Origin of the sequence: Pseudoalteromonas sp. SiA1 (assembly GCF_018732205.1) — a bacterium.
Taxonomy (GTDB): domain Bacteria; phylum Pseudomonadota; class Gammaproteobacteria; order Enterobacterales; family Alteromonadaceae; genus Pseudoalteromonas; species Pseudoalteromonas tetraodonis.
Window position 1 is genome coordinate 718,100 of record NZ_CP076084.1, and the last position, 15,768, is coordinate 733,867.

A 15,768-nucleotide genomic window follows, 5' to 3' on the forward strand; every position below is an offset into this window, starting at 1 on the left:
AAAAACCAGGACGATAAATGATTAAACGCAAACAGCAAGGCAAAGCAAATGTAGTATGGGCGTTATTTATCTCCATAATACTATGCATTATTGTAGGTAATGCATTTTTAGCGGTTAATACCATACAAGGCTTAACGCGTACTCAGCAAAGTTTAGATAACACTAATATGTTAAGCACGGCGATAGAGCAATTGCACCTTTCGGTAGTGCAAGCTGAGTCGGGGCAGCGTGGGTATTTATTAACTCAAACGGATGATTATTTAGTGCCTTACTACGATGCTATCGCACAAATAAAGTCTCAAACGAACCATGTGAGCGCCTTACATTCTGAAATTGACGGGCAGGCTGAGCGTATTGCACAGCTGTTACTCTTGGTTGAAGCTAAAATAGCTGAGCTTAAAAAAACGGTTAAATTAGCATTACATGATAAAGAGCAGCGCGCCTTACTAATACTTAATTCACATGAAGGACGCGACTTATATAGAGAAATTCGTGAGCGAGTTAATGATATTCAAGAGCGCGAACTACTGTTTAAAGTCAGTCACTTTTCGAAATTAGCGCAAATTAAAAAAGAAGCAAAGATCACTTTTGGTATTACTGCAGTTACCAGCGCATTATTGATTTTGGGTATGTTTTTATTGGCGAGGCTGAATTTAAAAAATGCGGCCGTGTATCGCGCCGAGCTGGAAATGCAAAATGAAACCTTAGCGAGTAAAGTAACTGAACGTACCCAAGAGCTTACCTTGTATTCTGATGAATTAAGTCGCAGTAACCGAGAGTTAGAAGAGTTTGCCTTTGTTGCCAGCCATGACTTGCAAGAGCCGCTAAGAAAAATCCAAGCATTTAGTGATCGGCTTGAAAGCATGTTTAAAGACGAGTTGGGCGAAAAAGGCGCAGATTACATTGCCCGCATGAAAAATGCCGCACAAAGGATGTCTAATTTAATTAATGATTTATTAGAGTTCTCTCGAGTAACAACTCGAGGTAAAGATTTTACCGACACCAATCTAAATAGCATACTTAATGATATTTTAAGCGATTTAGAAATAGCCATTAATGAGTCTAATGCGCAAGTGATAACGGTTGATATGCCAATCATTCAGGCTGATCCGAGTCAAATGCATCAGCTGTTTTTAAACTTAATTTCAAATGCAGTGAAGTTTAGAGCGCCTAACGTAAACCCTGTTATTGATATTAGCTTTGAACGAATTAGCGAGTTTAGTGAAGACCATAATAGTAAAGTAAGTTGGCATGTCATTACCGTAAAAGATAATGGTATCGGCTTCTCTGATGAGTACGCGGATAAAATATTTGTGCCATTTCAGCGTTTACATGGCCGTTCAGAATATAAAGGAACCGGCATTGGATTATCTGTGTGTCGCAGAATTGTAGAGCGACATGGCGGAACTATTACAGCAATAAGCACCCCTAACGAAGGCGCAACCTTCATTATTAAACTACCTGTGGATGCAGAGTTATTCACATTACAAGGAGAGGCATAATATGCCATTAACAAACGTAAAACCCATTACCATTTTAATGGCAGACGATGATGAAGATGATCGTTTATTAACCCAAGATGCGCTTGCTGAAAGCCGCGTTTTAAATGAATTACATTTTGTTGAAGACGGTGTTGAACTTTTAGAGTACCTAGAGCGCAAAGGCAAGTTTGTAGATAAAAGCATCTCGCCAAGACCAGGCTTAATTTTACTTGATTTAAACATGCCGAGAATGGATGGTCGTGAAGCGCTTGAAGCTATTAAGGCAAATCCAAACCTAAAGGGCATCCCAGTGGTTATTTTAACTACTTCTAAGCAAGAAGAAGACATGGTTAAAGGTTATAACCTAGGCGCTGCGTCTTACATAACTAAGCCGGTTACGTTTGACGGGTTAGTTGAGTTGATGAAAACGCTGGGTAAATACTGGGTTGAGTTTGTAGAGCTACCAAGCACGTTTAACGATTAAGCATATTATTAAAACAGGAGACGCTATGTTAGCAAAGGCAACGAAACTGCTATTAGTTGAAGACGATGAAGATGATTATATTTTAACTCGTGACTATTTAGAGCAGCTCAGTTCCCATGTGTTTGACATAGACTGGATAAGCTCTCCTGAGCAGGCAATACATGTACTAAGTAAAAATGAGCATGATATTTGCCTGCTTGACTATCGCTTAGGTGCCTCAGATGGCTTAAGTGTTTTAAAGCAAGCGATTAAGAATGGCTTTTGTGGGCCTATTATCATGTTAACGGGGCAATCTAACGATGCGCTAGATTCGGCTGCGCTTGATGCTGGTGCGGTTGATTACTTAGTTAAAAGTGAAATGAGTGGTAGCCGGTTTGCCCGTTCTATTCGTTATGCTCTAGCACGCCGCGATGTAGAAGATGAGCGGGTGGAGCGTTTAAAAGCGGAGGCTGAAAACCGTTCAAAAGACCGCTTTTTAGCGCATTTAAGCCACGAACTGCGAACTCCCTTGTCGTCTATTTTAGGCTATACCGAACTACTTATGCTCAGTGATTTTAGCAAGCAAGCTGAAAATGAGTTGGGCGTTATTTATCGTAATGGCAAACACTTATTGAGCTTACTGAATGATGTTTTAGATTTATCTAAAATTGCAGTCGATAAGCTTGAGCTAAGCTTGGGGGATGTTAATCTTGATAGCCTAATGGCCGACGTGTTTACGTTAATGCGTGTATCAGCCCTTGATAAAGGCTTATCATTAAAATTTGAATCACTGGAGCCTTTGCCATTAGTTATTCGTGTAGACGCTACTCGGGTACGACAAATTCTCATTAACCTGATAAATAATGCGATAAAATTTACCGAGCAAGGCGAAATTATCGTTAACGCATGGACAGAGACGGTGGCTGAACGTGAAATGCTCTTTTTTAGCATTAAAGATTCAGGCTTGGGTATTGCTCCAGAAAAACAAGCACTCATCTTTAAGCCTTTTGAGCAAATTGCCGATGTAGAGTCGCGCTCAGTAGGTGGTGCGGGCTTGGGATTAGCTATTTGTTCTGAGCTACTTAGTCGAATGCAGGGTACTATTTCATTAGATTCTTATGTAGGTGAGGGCTCAACGTTTACCATTTCCTTATACCCTGGTGATATCAGACAGGTAGAGCGCAATTTATTAAAACTTGATTTAACCCCCAACATGCAGCAAAAAGTAGCGCCATGCGAAGTAAGTGGCAAAGTGTTGGTGGTGGATGACTTACGCGATTTACGCGTGTTAGTTGGCCATTTAATTGGCTCAGCGGGTGCAGATGTAGATTATGCTGATAATGGCAAACAAGCGCTTGATAAGGTTAAAAAGCAACTCGTAGAGGGGCGCGCCGCTTACGATATTATATTTTTAGATATTCATATGCCGGTGATGGGCGGAAAAGAAGCAGCCATTGAACTTAGAAAGTTAGGATTTAAAGGGGCGATTATTGCTTTAACCGCGGCCACCATGAAAGGTATTCATAACGAACTAACCGCGCTAGGGTTTGACGATATGATTGCCAAACCTGTGGATTCAAACTTACTGTACCAATGCTTAGAGTCAGTGCTGGGGAAAAAAACACAACGTGTTTCATCGATACAGCCAACGCCAAAACATAATACTAATATAAAGCGTTTTTTATTAGTGGAAGACGATGCTGATGCTGGACAAATTACTCAGTTATTATTAGAAAGTTTGGATGTAGACACGGATATAGCAACAAGTGTCAAAGACTGTAAGGCGACGCTTGAGCATAACAGTAATTACGACAAAGTATTACTCGATATGCATTTACCCGATGGTTCAGGTTTAGAGCTTGCTGGCTTTATTAAAGAACACTATCCTGATATTCAACGAGTTATTATTAGTGGAATGGAGCCTGATGCCGTACACATTAGGCAGCTAGAAATAGAGCAAGTTTTGCTTAAACCAATAAACTTGGCGTTATTAAGTAAACTTGTTTAACGCCACTATTTGCCAATTTATATAATAATTAGCTAGGTAATATTAACGACTGATTGGCGTATGACTAATTCGGGCTGAAATAAAGTTTGAATAGGCTGTACGCTTTTTTGATATACATGGCTCAGTACCCACTGTGCAGCTACTTTTCCCATTTCATCTATTGGGTAATTAATAGTGCTTAAAGGGGGGTATACATGGCGGGTAAAGAACACGTTATCGTAGCCTATTATTGAAAGTTGTGCGGGTAGTTCAATGCCATGCTCTCTGGCACTGACCATTGCACCCGTTGCCATTTCGTCATTGGCGCACACTAAGGCGGTAATGGCGGGATTTTTTTTATAAAGAGCAGTAAATCCTTCGTAGCCGCTGTCCTCTATAAAGTCACCTTCATACAAACTGTTTTCATCAAACTCAATGTCGTGTTCAGCAAGTGCTTGTTTATGTCCGTTTAAACGCTCTTGAGCGTCTTTTTTCCATAAAGGACCGCTAATGTAAGCAATGTTTTTGTGACCAGACTCAAGAATGTATTTAGTCGCTAAATAGCCCCCTTTAATATTATCAAGAATAATACAGCGATCGGTGAGCTCAGGAATATGGCGATTGAGTAAAACAAATGGTGTTTTACCTTTGCTCAGCTTTATTAAATATTCATCGCTAACCGCTTCAACATGCAAAATAAGTGCATCGCAATTACGGCTAATTAAAAACTCTATGCCTTGTTGTTCTCGCTCTGCGTCACTGTGCCCTGCGGTAATAATAACGTGTTTACCTTGTTTTCTGAGGGTGTTTTCTATGCCGCTCATCATAGGGCCATAAAAAGGACCTTTTAACTCAGAAACCAATAAGCCAGCACTATTAGAGCAATTAGAGGCCAGTGATTGCGCAATAGAATTTGGGCGGTAGCCTAATTCTTCCATCGCTAAAGTCACTTTTTTTCTGGTTGCATCACTTACGTTTGCATTGTTGTTCATTACTCTTGAAACAGTGGCAAGTGATACCCCTGCAAGCTTTGACACCTCATAAATGGTGGCCATACTATTCCTTGTTACAAATTACTTTTTTGTGTTAAATCGGCGGTGATTTTTTTTATGGTTTTGTTATCTAAGTTGTATTTAGTCATTATTAAAGCCACAAGTATACTGCCAATAGCAGGGTAGAGTGTAAATGAGGTTAAAATACCGCTTTTAGTTGCTTCGCTTAATTCTACATTGGCTTGATACTGATAATACGCAAGTAACCAACCCGCTATAGCGCCGCCTAATGCGAGCCCCAATTTGATAAAAAATACCACGCTTGCATAAACCATACCTGTGAGTCGTTGACCATTTTGCCAAACTCCGTAGTCAATAGCATCTGCCATTTTTGCCCACAATAAAGGTGTCGCCATTTGAGTGAAAAAGCACCATAAAAAATACATTAAAAAGGCGAGTAAAACTTGCTCATTAGGGACAAAAAAAGCAAAACAGCTCAATATGGCAGAAATATATTGCAGATAAATATAAGCCGTTTTTTTATCTAAGCGTTTACTTAAAGGTTGCGCACACGCACAGCCTATAATATTACCGACCATACCTAAAGTCACAAATTCGGTGATTAAATCTTCTTTTCCAAGAACATACTTTACATAGTAAATAGCTAATGTCGTGCGCAGCACCATACTGGTCAATAATATCAGTGCTGCCATACACAATATTTTAAACGGCTGATTTTGCCATAAAACGTGAAGTTGTGTTTTTAAAGATAATTTATGTGGTGGATTGATCACCCGCTCTTTGGTGTAACGAAAACAAATTAGAAATAACACTACACCAAGGCAACTCATAACCAGCATGGTGAGTTGATAGCCCAACTCGTTATTACCCTCCCCAAACCACTTTACTAAAGGTAAAGTGCAGCTCGTAACCAATAACCCCCCCAGCATGCCAAACACAAATCGATATGATTGAATAGAAACCCGTTCGTTAGGATTGCTACTGAGTACGCCGCCAAGTGCCGAATAAGGAATGTTAATTGCGGTATAAACCAACATTAGCAAGGTGTAGGTAACGAACGCGTAAATAATTTTGTTGCCGTCATCCATCGCGGGGGTAGTAAAGGTAATCACGCTTATAACAGCAAAGGGGATGGCAAGCCAAAGTAGGTACGGTCGGTAGCTACCGTATTTTGTATGAGTGGCATCGGTCAGGGCGCCCATTATTGGGTCTGTAACTGCATCAATGACTCTGACGACTAAAAAAAGGGTACCAACAACAGCAGGCGAAATACCAAAAATGTCGGTGTAAAAAAAGGTTAAAAATAGCATTACGGTTTGAAAAATAATATTACTTGCCGTGTCACCTAGGCCATAAGCTATTTTTTCTTTTTTACTCAGCATAAAAGCCACTCATTATTATTTTTGGCGCTGTTTAAGAAAATCACGATACGCAATTGCGCTTTGTTTTAAGGTGCGTTGTTGAGTTTGGTAATCAACATAGACTAGCCCAAAGCGTTTTTCATAGCCATAGGCCCATTCAAAATTATCCATTAAACTCCATGCAAAGTAGCCTTGCACATTAACGCCTTGCTCAACGGCATTATGAACGGCATTAAGGTGTGTATGGTAGTAATTGATACGATGTATGTCATCTACTTTTCCATCTATTAATACATCGGCCATCGCTGCACCGTTCTCAGTTATATATACTTTGGGTAGCGTGTAACGATCATTTAATGCAAGTAGGAGTTCACACAATCCCTGTGGGTATATTTCCCAGCCCATATCAGTGGTGGCAATATTTTCTAAAGGAGCTTCGCTAAACCAATGATCTGGCGTATTTTTGTAATGGATACGAGTATAGTAATTAACCCCTAAAAAATCGATTTTTTGGCTAATAATTGCCATGTCGCCATTTGCAACATCAGGTTTTGCATCATTTGCAAGCTCCTTAATCACTTCAGGGTAGCGGCCTTCCAGCACTGCTTGAATATACCATTGGTTATGATAGTCATCAGCTAATTTAGCAGCGCGTTCATCGTCAGGAGTAAATGGATAGGCAGGGCTAAAATTAAGCACAATACCGGCCTCTATCTTAGGGCAGTTTTTGCGTATCACTTGCATCGCAAGTCCATGGGCGAGTAATAAGTGGTGCGCCGCTTGGCGTCCTGCTTTTTGACTTTTTATGCCTGGTGCATGTACCCCTATTTCATAGCCTAGGTAGGCACTACAAAACGGTTCGTTTAAGGTCGCATAAGAATCCACTAAGCCCTCTAGTTGCTGAGTTACTATATGAGCGTAATGAGCAAATTGATACGCGGTATCGCGATTTAGCCAACCACCGTTGTCTTCTAAATGTTGTGGCAAATCCCAGTGATATAAAGTGACATAAGTTTTAATATTGCGTGCTTTAAGAGCTTGTAGTAATGACTTATAGAACGCCATGCCCTGAATGTTTAAACTTCCATCTTGGTGTAAAACGCGGGGCCAAGAAATAGAAAGTCGATAGGCATCAACGGCTAAATCGGCAATCATTTGAACGTCTTGTTGCCAATATTTTACATGCTCACAGGCGTGATTGCCGTTACTGTTATCTGCAATGGTGTTTGGTTTGCTACAAAAAGTATCCCAAATACATGGTAGGCGCGTGTTGTGGCTTCCCTCTATTTGAAAAGAGGCCGTGGCAACACCAAAAATAAACGGCGATTTTAAAAGGGCTGACGTGCCTGGCAAAGAAATTGTTTTAAACACAATGAGATACGTCCTTAAGCTTGCAATAATAATGCGCTTTACCGTAATTAGCTAAGCAATAGAAATTGTATAATACAGCAATGTAAGCGCTTACAATATTATTTGTAAATAAATTGATAAATTTTCTCTGTATGCTATAAATGTAAGCGCTTACATTTGGTGTTGCAACTATTATCTGCTTTTTAAGTTTTACTAAACGCAATTAAATAGAGGTAACAATCTGATAATTATAAATAATTAGAGATTATACTATGGCACATATCACACAGCCACTACCGGCAGCAGAAAACAGCCAAAAACCAGGGTCTACACACACCTTTGCGTTAACATCGCTTACGACCTTATTTTTTATGTGGGGTTTTCTTACCTGCCTGAACGATATTTTAATTCCGTATTTAAAGGGAATGTTCTCCCTTAATTACACCCAAGCAATGTTGGTACAATTTTGTTTTTTTGGTGCCTACTTTGTTATGTCAATTCCTGCAGGAAAACTCGTTAGTAAAATAGGTTACCAATTTGGTATTGTTGTTGGTTTGGTTGTTGCTTCGATAGGGTGTGCATTATTTTACCCCGCTGCAGAGGCACATGTTTACGAACTATTTTTACTTGCTTTATTTGTGCTTGCTTCAGGGATCACTATTTTACAAGTCTCTGCTAACCCTTATGTAAGCGTATTAGGGCCTGCAAAAACAGCGTCTTCGCGTTTAACCATGACCCAAGCTTTTAACTCTTTAGGAACAACGGTTGCGCCATTATTTGGTAGTTGGTTGATTTTGTCTGAAATTAGTCAAGCTACAGCCGAAGAAGTTAAGTTCCCTTACTTAATGCTCAGTGCAAGTTTACTAACACTGGCTATTATTTTTGCTTTTTTGAAGTTACCTAAACTCGGTAAAGCGATTGATAGTGAAGCTGAAAATCAAGGTGACACTGAGTTTGTTGACTTAGGCAGTGTTTGGAAATATCGCCATCTTATTTTGGGCGCTATTGGTATTTTTGTTTATGTAGGTGCTGAAGTTGCGATTGGTAGCTTTTTAGTCGGCTTTTTAACCCTTGACCATATTGCAGGTTTACCAGAGCAACAAGCTGCACATTATATTAGCTATTATTTTGCAGGTGCAATGATAGGGCGATTTGCTGGCGCTGCGATTATGCAAAAATTAAATGCAGCCAAGGTGTTAGCTTGTCATGGTATTTTGGCCGGTGTGTTAGTGTTAATTGCAATGACAGGTCAAGGGTCACTCGCTATGTGGGCTATTTTATTGGTTGGTCTGTGTAACTCTATTATGTTCCCTACTATTTTTAGTTTAGCGCTTCAAGGCTTGGGTAAATACACCTCACAGGGGTCGGGTATTTTATGCTTAGCGATTGTAGGTGGAGCTATTATTCCATTACTACAAGGTATGCTGGCTGACAATATCGGTGTGCAACTAGCGCTTATACTGCCTATTGGCTGCTATTTATATATTACTTACTTCGCGCTGTTTGGTGCAAAAAAAACAACGTCAACTCGTCTTTGAGTTTTAGGTGAATGCTATGATTATTAAACGAACTTTTTCAGTCACTGCACTGATGCTAGCAGCAATAGCCAGCAGCGGTTGTTCGCAACCCTCTAACAGTGCTAGCGATGCGACAAATCAAAAAGAAATTTGGCCAACAATAGAAACCGGTATTAAAAGCGATGCTCAAATGGAGCAAAAAATCGCAGATATGCTAAAGACCATGACACTAGAGCAAAAAATAGCGCAAATGATCCAACCTGAAATTCGTCATATTACGGTTGAAGATATGCGTAAATATGGCTTTGGCTCCTATTTAAACGGCGGTGGCTCGTTTCCAAATAACAATAAACATGCAACCCCCGAAGACTGGGTTGATTTAGCTGAAAAGATGTATCAAGCGTCTATTGATGATTCCCTCGATGGCAGCACGATTCCTACAATGTGGGGCACTGATGCGGTACATGGACACAACAATGTGATTGGTGCGACTTTATTTCCGCATAATATTGGTTTAGGGGCGGCGAACAACCCTGAACTTATTGAAAAAATTGCCGCAGCAACGGCGCGTGAAGTTATGGTTACCGGTATTGACTGGGTATTTGCACCTACGGTTGCCGTAGTGCGAGATGATCGTTGGGGTCGTACTTACGAGGGGTATTCTGAAGACCCTGAAATAGTAAAAGCATATTCAGCCTCAATTGTTAAAGGCTTACAAGGCGCTGTTGATGAAGACTTTTTATCAGATACGCGGGTAGTCAGTACGGTTAAGCATTTTTTAGGTGATGGCGGTACTGTGAATGGCGATGATCAAGGTAATAATATCGCCTCTGAAGAAGAATTATTTGCGCTTCATGCTCAAGGTTATGTTGGTGGTTTGGGTGCAGGTGCACAAACGGTAATGGCCTCGTTTAATAGCTGGCATGGTGAAAAAATTCACGGCAGTAAATATTTACTGACCGATGTGCTTAAAGATAAGATGGGTTTTGATGGCTTTGTTGTCGGTGACTGGAATGGCCACGGGCAGGTTAAAGGCTGTTCTAATAGTAACTGTGCTCAAGCGGCTAATGCGGGCTTAGACGTATACATGGCACCGGATGAGTGGAAACCATTATTTAGCAACTTGGTTAACCAAGCTAATAGCGGTGAAATCCCACTCAGTAGAATTAATGATGCAGTAACGCGTATTTTACGCGTTAAAATGCGTGCAGGGTTATTTGATAAACCAAGCCCTGCGAAGCGTCCCCTGTCTGGAAAAACTGAAATTATTGGTAGTAGCGATCACCGTGCAGTGGCTAAACAGGCTGTACGCGAGTCTTTAGTATTACTTAAAAATAAGCAGCAGTTACTGCCATTATCACCTAAAACCAACGTATTAGTCGCAGGCATAGGGGCTGATAACATAGGTATGCAGTCGGGTGGTTGGAGCGTTACGTGGCAAGGTACAGGTAATAAAAACAGTGATTTTCCTGGTGGCAGTTCTATTTATGCAGGTATTAAAGATACTGTAGAGCAAGCTGGTGGCAGTGCAGCGCTGAGCGTTGAAGGGGAATATACTGCACGCCCTGATGTTGCCATTGTGGTGTTTGGTGAGCAACCATACGCAGAGGGTAATGGTGATGTTGATAACCTCGAATACCAGCGCGGTAATAAAAGCGACTTAGCGTTACTGCGTAAGTTTAAAGATGCGGGAATCCCTGTTGTTTCATTATTTATAAGCGGTCGCCCTATGTGGGTTAATGCTGAGCTTAACGCCAGTGATGCGTTCGTTGCTATTTGGCTTCCAGGTAGTGAAGGCGATGCTATTAGCGATGTCTTGTTTAAAAATGCAGACGGCTCTATTAATCATGACTTTAAAGGCAAGCTATCTTTTTCATGGCCTAATAATCCAATCGATAATGAAAACCGTAACGACGAAGCTTACAGCCCATTACTTCCTTATGGTTTTGGTTTAACTTACAACGATAGTAATGTCTTAAAAGATGACTTGGTGGAGCAAACTCAACAGACTGAAAAATTGGATGATTTAGTATTGTTTGAGCGTGCAATTAAAGCACCGTGGTCACTGGTTTTAAAAAGTGGCGAGCAACAAAAAACGGTGGCGAGCAGTCGCGAGTCATTAGGTGCGGTGAGCATCCAAACATTTGATAAAGAGGTGCAAGAAGATGCACGCGCTATTCGTTTTAATGGCCAAGCAATGGCTGGCGTTAATTTAGCGGCTGCGTTTCCATCTGACTTACGTTCATACGTTGAAAACAATGGTCAGCTGCAAATACAAATTAAAGTAGATAAAGCCGCGGCTAGTCCGTTATGGGTTGGTATGGGGTGTGGTGAGAGTTGTCAGGGTAAGTTTGATATTACTGATAACCTTGAGCAATCAGGTCAATGGCAAACATTAAACATCAACTTAAGTTGTTTTGCAGAGCAAGGTGTTGACTTAGCACAAGTGTTCACCCCTTGGCAGTTAAGCACGCAAGGTGATTGGCATGTATCTATTGCTAAGCTGGCTATTACAGCAAATGCTGTAGAGCAAAGTAGTGTTACTTGTAAGTAGTCAATAACCTATTAACAAACATCAATAAGCAGGTACTAAATGTACCTGCTTATTGCTTTAAAACCGCGTATACAAAAACCTGCCAAATTAGTCCCTTCTTACTTTTATTCCATTCTATGTGATTGATTATATTCAGCTCAATAGTTATCATAAAAACATAATAAAACTGCATTCGCTTTTGCGTTAATTATTTGAGAGTATGCCGAAATATTAAACGCGTTATGTAATTAACAGGTGAGAGAATGAATCAAATAAAGCTGGCTTCGCAGAGCATACAGCCTTCAAAAATAGTCTGTGTGGGGCGCAATTACAGTGCGCATATTGCTGAATTAAACAACGAACACCCTGAGCAAATGGTAATTTTTAATAAGCCTAATAGCGCGATCACTAATACCTTACTCTCTTCCCATAACGGTGATATGCTACATTATGAAACTGAATTATGCTTTGTGGTTAAAAATAAACAACTTGTGGGCGTAGGGATTGGACTTGATTTGACTAAGCGAGCTTTGCAAAGCAGTTTAAAAGAAAAGGGCTTGCCGTGGGAACGTGCTAAAGCATTCGATGGCTCAGCATTATTTAGTGAGTTTATTGAATTAACGCCAGAAATGACATCGTTTATATTTGAATTACATATTGATGGCAAGCCGGTTCAACATGGTGATAGCCAACTTATGTTGCACCAACCTGCACAAATATTGGCTGAGGTTAGTCAGTTTATAAGCCTCGAAGAAGGCGACATTATTATGACTGGCACGCCTGCTGGCGTAGGGATGGTTAGTACTGGACGAGAGTTCAACGTTGCTCTTTATTCTGGTCAGCAGTGTTTATTGGAGCATCATTGGTCTGTGAGTCAAAGTTAAGGACATGCTGAGAATATGTTTTATTAAAGTCTTCAAAGTGTTCATTTAACCAGTATTCTTGGTTTTTTTTGTATTGCTCAGAGACTAAAATGCTATTTTTTAGTGCGTGGTTGATTTTTTTAATTGCTTGTGATGCAAAGTCATTAGGGGCATTGGTGGCACAGCCAACCGCTATGGGGACTAATTTATTTTTATTTTGTGCAATTGCTAGGTTTACGATATTTGATTGATTACCTTTATTGAAGTAACTAGTTATAAATGGGTAATCAAGCGAATAATCTAAAGACCCATGCTTTAAGCGCTCCATTACAACACCGCTTTCATTATCACTACTCCAACTCATAGAAACATTGGAGTGAGTTAGTGAATTTTCAATAATATTGTTAATCTGCACAGAAAATCTGCGAGCATCAGCTTGACCGTAAGTAAAGCTCTCATCAGTAAGCAAACTAACTAAGTTTATAGGGATTCCATGTTTTGTGGTTAATTCAGGTGCTTTTGCTGCGGTAGTAATGATATTAAATGGGGGGTAAATAGACGTAGGTATTGAATATATAAACTGTTTATTTGCACTGTGCTTATAAATAGCGCATGGGAAACAGACGTTTTTACCTTCATTTATATATTTATTAATACGCTTTTGCGGTAAAACTAAGCGAGTATGTTTAACGCCTTTAATGGTTGAGATGAGTTGCTCAGTTAAATTATCACATAAGCCGGATTGGGAATCATCAGCATCTAAATGAAATGGAGGGGTTTTACTTTGTAGCCATAAAATTTCCTCTACCGGTTTTGCTATTAGAGTGTGACTATAAAGAGAAAAAATCACTAAAGTGCTCAGGCATAAAAAACGAAGAGGCAACATAACAAATAGATCGTCCTTGAAAATTTGCTGCGCATTATACCGATAATGTTTAGAAAATAAACATAAAGAATAGCAAAGAATCAACATTATTGAATAACATTTACCCTTTGCTTGATTTCATTAGTAAGGCATTGGATTATTTCTAAATATGATATCAATCGCTGATAACACGTCATCGCTCAGTGTTAGGTCAAACGCATCAATGTCTTCCTTTAATTGCGCCATAGTAGTGGCACCAATAATAGATGATGTCACTCCATCAACTTGATTACACCAAGCCAGCGCTAATTGAGCTGGGGTGATAGCGTGTGCATGGGCAAGTTCAACATACTCTTTGGTCGCCTGTTGTGATTGTGGCGTATCACGAAAAATACCGTTACGCTGCATAAATGTCCAGCGGGAGCCTTCAGGGCGTGCTCCATTTAGGTACTTACCGGTTAATAGCCCTGCGGCCAATGGTGACCAAGGTAAATAAGCAATATCTTCATGTACACATTGTTCTATTAAATAAGGCCAATCTTTGGCATGTACTAGGCTAAACTCGTTTTGGATAGACACCATTTTTGGCAAGTTATGCTCTTTTGCTAAATTTAAAAATTGGTTAATTCCCCAAGGCGTATCATCAGAAAGTCCACAATGCTTAATTTTTCCTGCTTTAACACACGCATCTAACCCCTCTAAAATATCAAGCATATCAGCGGTGTGTTGTTTTGCATCAACATCGGTAAATTTAAGCATACCAGGCCATTGCCTAGCAAAGTGAGGGGTACGGCGATTTGGCCAGTGTAGCTGGTATAAATCAATATAGTCGGTTTGTAGGCGTTTTAGAGAATGATCAACCGCATCAATAACAGCTTGGCGGGTAATATTGCCGCCATCACGTACCCAAGAAAGTCCATTCCCTGCAATTTTAGTTGCAATAACAATGTCTTTTCGTTTTTGTGAATTACGTGCTATCCAATTGCCTATAATTTCTTCTGTTTTACCGTAGGTATCGGGAGAGGGAGGAACAGCATACATTTCTGCTGTATCAATAAAGTTCACACCCTGCTCAAGCGCATAGGCTATCTGTTGGTCGGCATCATGTTGGGTGTTTTGTACTCCCCAGGTCATGCTACCTAAACACACTCTTGAAACGCTAACACCACTACTGCCTAATTGACTATATTGCATTGCTAATCCTAATTATTCGGTTTGAGAGTTTGCTTTTAAAGCCGATAACAATGGCTCTGTGATCGTGGCTTTTTGGCCTGTTTTAAAGTCAAACATGACCACTTTTGACATGCCGGTGGTTGTTATCGCGTTTTGTGCATGACTAAACACGCTGTAGTTCATTACAAAGCGGTCAGATTTTATATCACTAATGGTAATACCTACGCTTAATGTGTCAGGAAACGTTACAGGGCGTTTGTAGCGAATATTATTTTCACTGATCACAGGGCCAGTGGCTTTCGCATTAATAGTCTCAAATAAATTTAATTTATTTAAAAAATCGATTCTGGCTATTTCAAAATAACGCAGGTAAACACAGTTATTAACGTGCTGTAGGGCATCCATATCGCCCCATGCCACAGTGATATCGGTATGAATAGGGTGTTGTTGTTTAAACGTTTCCATGTATTTATTGCTCTTAGTTTTAAAGCATTTAGATTAGCAATATGGTCGGATGAGCTCAAGGGAATTATAACTAGGGGTGGAGCTACTCTGTATTGCCCTCATGGATGTAAATAAGGGACGTAAGCAGGACATGGAAGCTTTGCGCCTTTTTTATTTAAACAATTAGGCTATAAACCTCGCGCCGTGAGTAAACTGCCTCAGATTGAACAAACCTTAACCTTAAAAAAACAACAGTGCTAAATAAAAACCCTTGAGTAAAAATTGTACCTCTTTAAATTCATGGCTATAGTAACTATTAACACACAAGGAGATAACTATGCAGAATATAATTAATTGGTTATTGGCATGCACCGTTTTTATAGCGTCGTTTACTTGTTACGCTATGGGTAATGAGGCTGGGGCAATTGTTTTGATTTTATTAGGCTTTTCTTTAGAAATTTTATTTTGGATGTATTGTTTTAATAAGCCAAAGAAAAGTAAACGCTCTTTTTAAGCAATAACATGCTTGCTAATTAAAAGTGATTCCACAATAATAGCTGTATAAATAAACAGTTGTTATTGTGTGATGAAAAAGTTTATTCATATAGATATCTTATCTAACTTGTCAACACCTTGACAAAATTAGATGACAGCCTGTTTATCGAAGGGAAATAAAGGGCTTGGATATGATTGAAACTGATACTCCAAATAATACATT

The 15,768-nt window shown here is 39.8% G+C and carries 13 protein-coding genes; 7 read left to right on the forward strand and 6 right to left on the reverse strand.

The genetic code is table 11. The annotated features are described in order from the left end of the window. Positions 1–17: 17 nt before the first annotated feature. From KK487_RS03335 to KK487_RS03345, 3 genes are read left to right on the forward strand one after another with little or no spacing between them, the layout of a single operon-like run. Complete coding sequence (locus tag KK487_RS03335) at positions 18–1,502, forward strand: sensor histidine kinase (protein ID WP_013464186.1); 1,485 nt, start codon at positions 18–20, stop codon at positions 1,500–1,502. A gap of 1 nt (position 1,503) precedes the next feature. Beyond that, positions 1,504–1,965 carry a response regulator gene (locus KK487_RS03340; protein ID WP_010390893.1) on the forward strand — a complete coding sequence of 154 codons (462 nt, stop codon included), beginning with the start codon at positions 1,504–1,506 and terminating at the stop codon, positions 1,963–1,965. Positions 1,966–1,990: 25 nt separating this feature from the next. Then, positions 1,991–3,952, forward strand: coding sequence for a response regulator (locus tag KK487_RS03345; protein WP_013464187.1), 1,962 nt, complete (start codon positions 1,991–1,993; stop codon positions 3,950–3,952). Between the two features lie 32 nt (positions 3,953–3,984). Here KK487_RS03345 and KK487_RS03350 read toward each other — a convergent pair whose 3' ends face one another. From KK487_RS03350 to KK487_RS03360, 3 genes are read right to left on the reverse strand one after another with little or no spacing between them, the layout of a single operon-like run. After that, positions 3,985–4,986, reverse strand: a complete 1,002-nt coding sequence (locus tag KK487_RS03350) for a LacI family DNA-binding transcriptional regulator (RefSeq protein WP_138764484.1) — start codon at positions 4,984–4,986, stop codon at positions 3,985–3,987. Positions 4,987–4,997: 11 nt separating this feature from the next. Then, positions 4,998–6,326, reverse strand: a complete 1,329-nt coding sequence (locus tag KK487_RS03355; RefSeq protein WP_058154239.1) for a glycoside-pentoside-hexuronide (GPH):cation symporter — start codon at positions 6,324–6,326, stop codon at positions 4,998–5,000. A 15-nt stretch (positions 6,327–6,341) separates the two neighbouring features. Further along, positions 6,342–7,676, reverse strand: a complete 1,335-nt coding sequence (locus tag KK487_RS03360; RefSeq protein WP_058154240.1) for a GH1 family beta-glucosidase — start codon at positions 7,674–7,676, stop codon at positions 6,342–6,344. Between the two features lie 251 nt (positions 7,677–7,927). On the opposite strand from KK487_RS03360, the gene KK487_RS03365 reads away from it, so the two are divergent. From KK487_RS03365 to KK487_RS03375, 3 genes are all read left to right on the forward strand, one after another. Further along, positions 7,928–9,193, forward strand: coding sequence for a sugar MFS transporter (locus tag KK487_RS03365; RefSeq protein ID WP_013464191.1), 1,266 nt, complete (start codon positions 7,928–7,930; stop codon positions 9,191–9,193). A 16-nt stretch (positions 9,194–9,209) separates the two neighbouring features. Then, positions 9,210–11,726 (forward strand): glycoside hydrolase family 3 protein, encoded by a 2,517-nt coding sequence (locus KK487_RS03370; protein WP_138764485.1) that lies wholly within the window; start codon positions 9,210–9,212, stop codon positions 11,724–11,726. Between the two features lie 242 nt (positions 11,727–11,968). Then, a complete protein-coding gene (locus KK487_RS03375; protein ID WP_128583178.1) occupies positions 11,969–12,589 on the forward strand; it encodes a fumarylacetoacetate hydrolase family protein in 621 nt (206 codons plus the stop codon). Here the strand turns inward: KK487_RS03375 and KK487_RS03380 are convergent. The 3 genes from KK487_RS03380 to KK487_RS03390 form a co-directional block, all read right to left on the reverse strand. Continuing rightward, entirely contained in the window at positions 12,522–13,454 is a 933-nt protein-coding gene (locus tag KK487_RS03380) for an ABC transporter substrate-binding protein (protein ID WP_128583179.1), read from the reverse strand. The genes KK487_RS03375 and KK487_RS03380 overlap by 68 nt on opposite strands. Before the next feature lie 120 nt (positions 13,455–13,574). Further along, on the reverse strand, positions 13,575–14,627 hold the full coding sequence (locus tag KK487_RS03385; RefSeq protein WP_128583180.1) for an aldo/keto reductase: 1,053 nt from the start codon (positions 14,625–14,627) through the stop codon (positions 13,575–13,577). A gap of 12 nt (positions 14,628–14,639) precedes the next feature. Next, positions 14,640–15,071, reverse strand: coding sequence for an acyl-CoA thioesterase (locus KK487_RS03390; RefSeq protein ID WP_013464195.1), 432 nt, complete (start codon positions 15,069–15,071; stop codon positions 14,640–14,642). Positions 15,072–15,387: 316 nt separating this feature from the next. Here KK487_RS03390 and KK487_RS03395 point away from each other — a divergent pair, with 316 nt between their 5' ends. Then, the gene (locus tag KK487_RS03395; RefSeq protein ID WP_013464196.1) at positions 15,388–15,564 is read left to right on the forward strand and encodes a hypothetical protein; all 177 of its coding nucleotides are present in this window, start codon (positions 15,388–15,390) and stop codon (positions 15,562–15,564) included. The last annotated feature ends 204 nt before the right edge of the window (positions 15,565–15,768 follow it).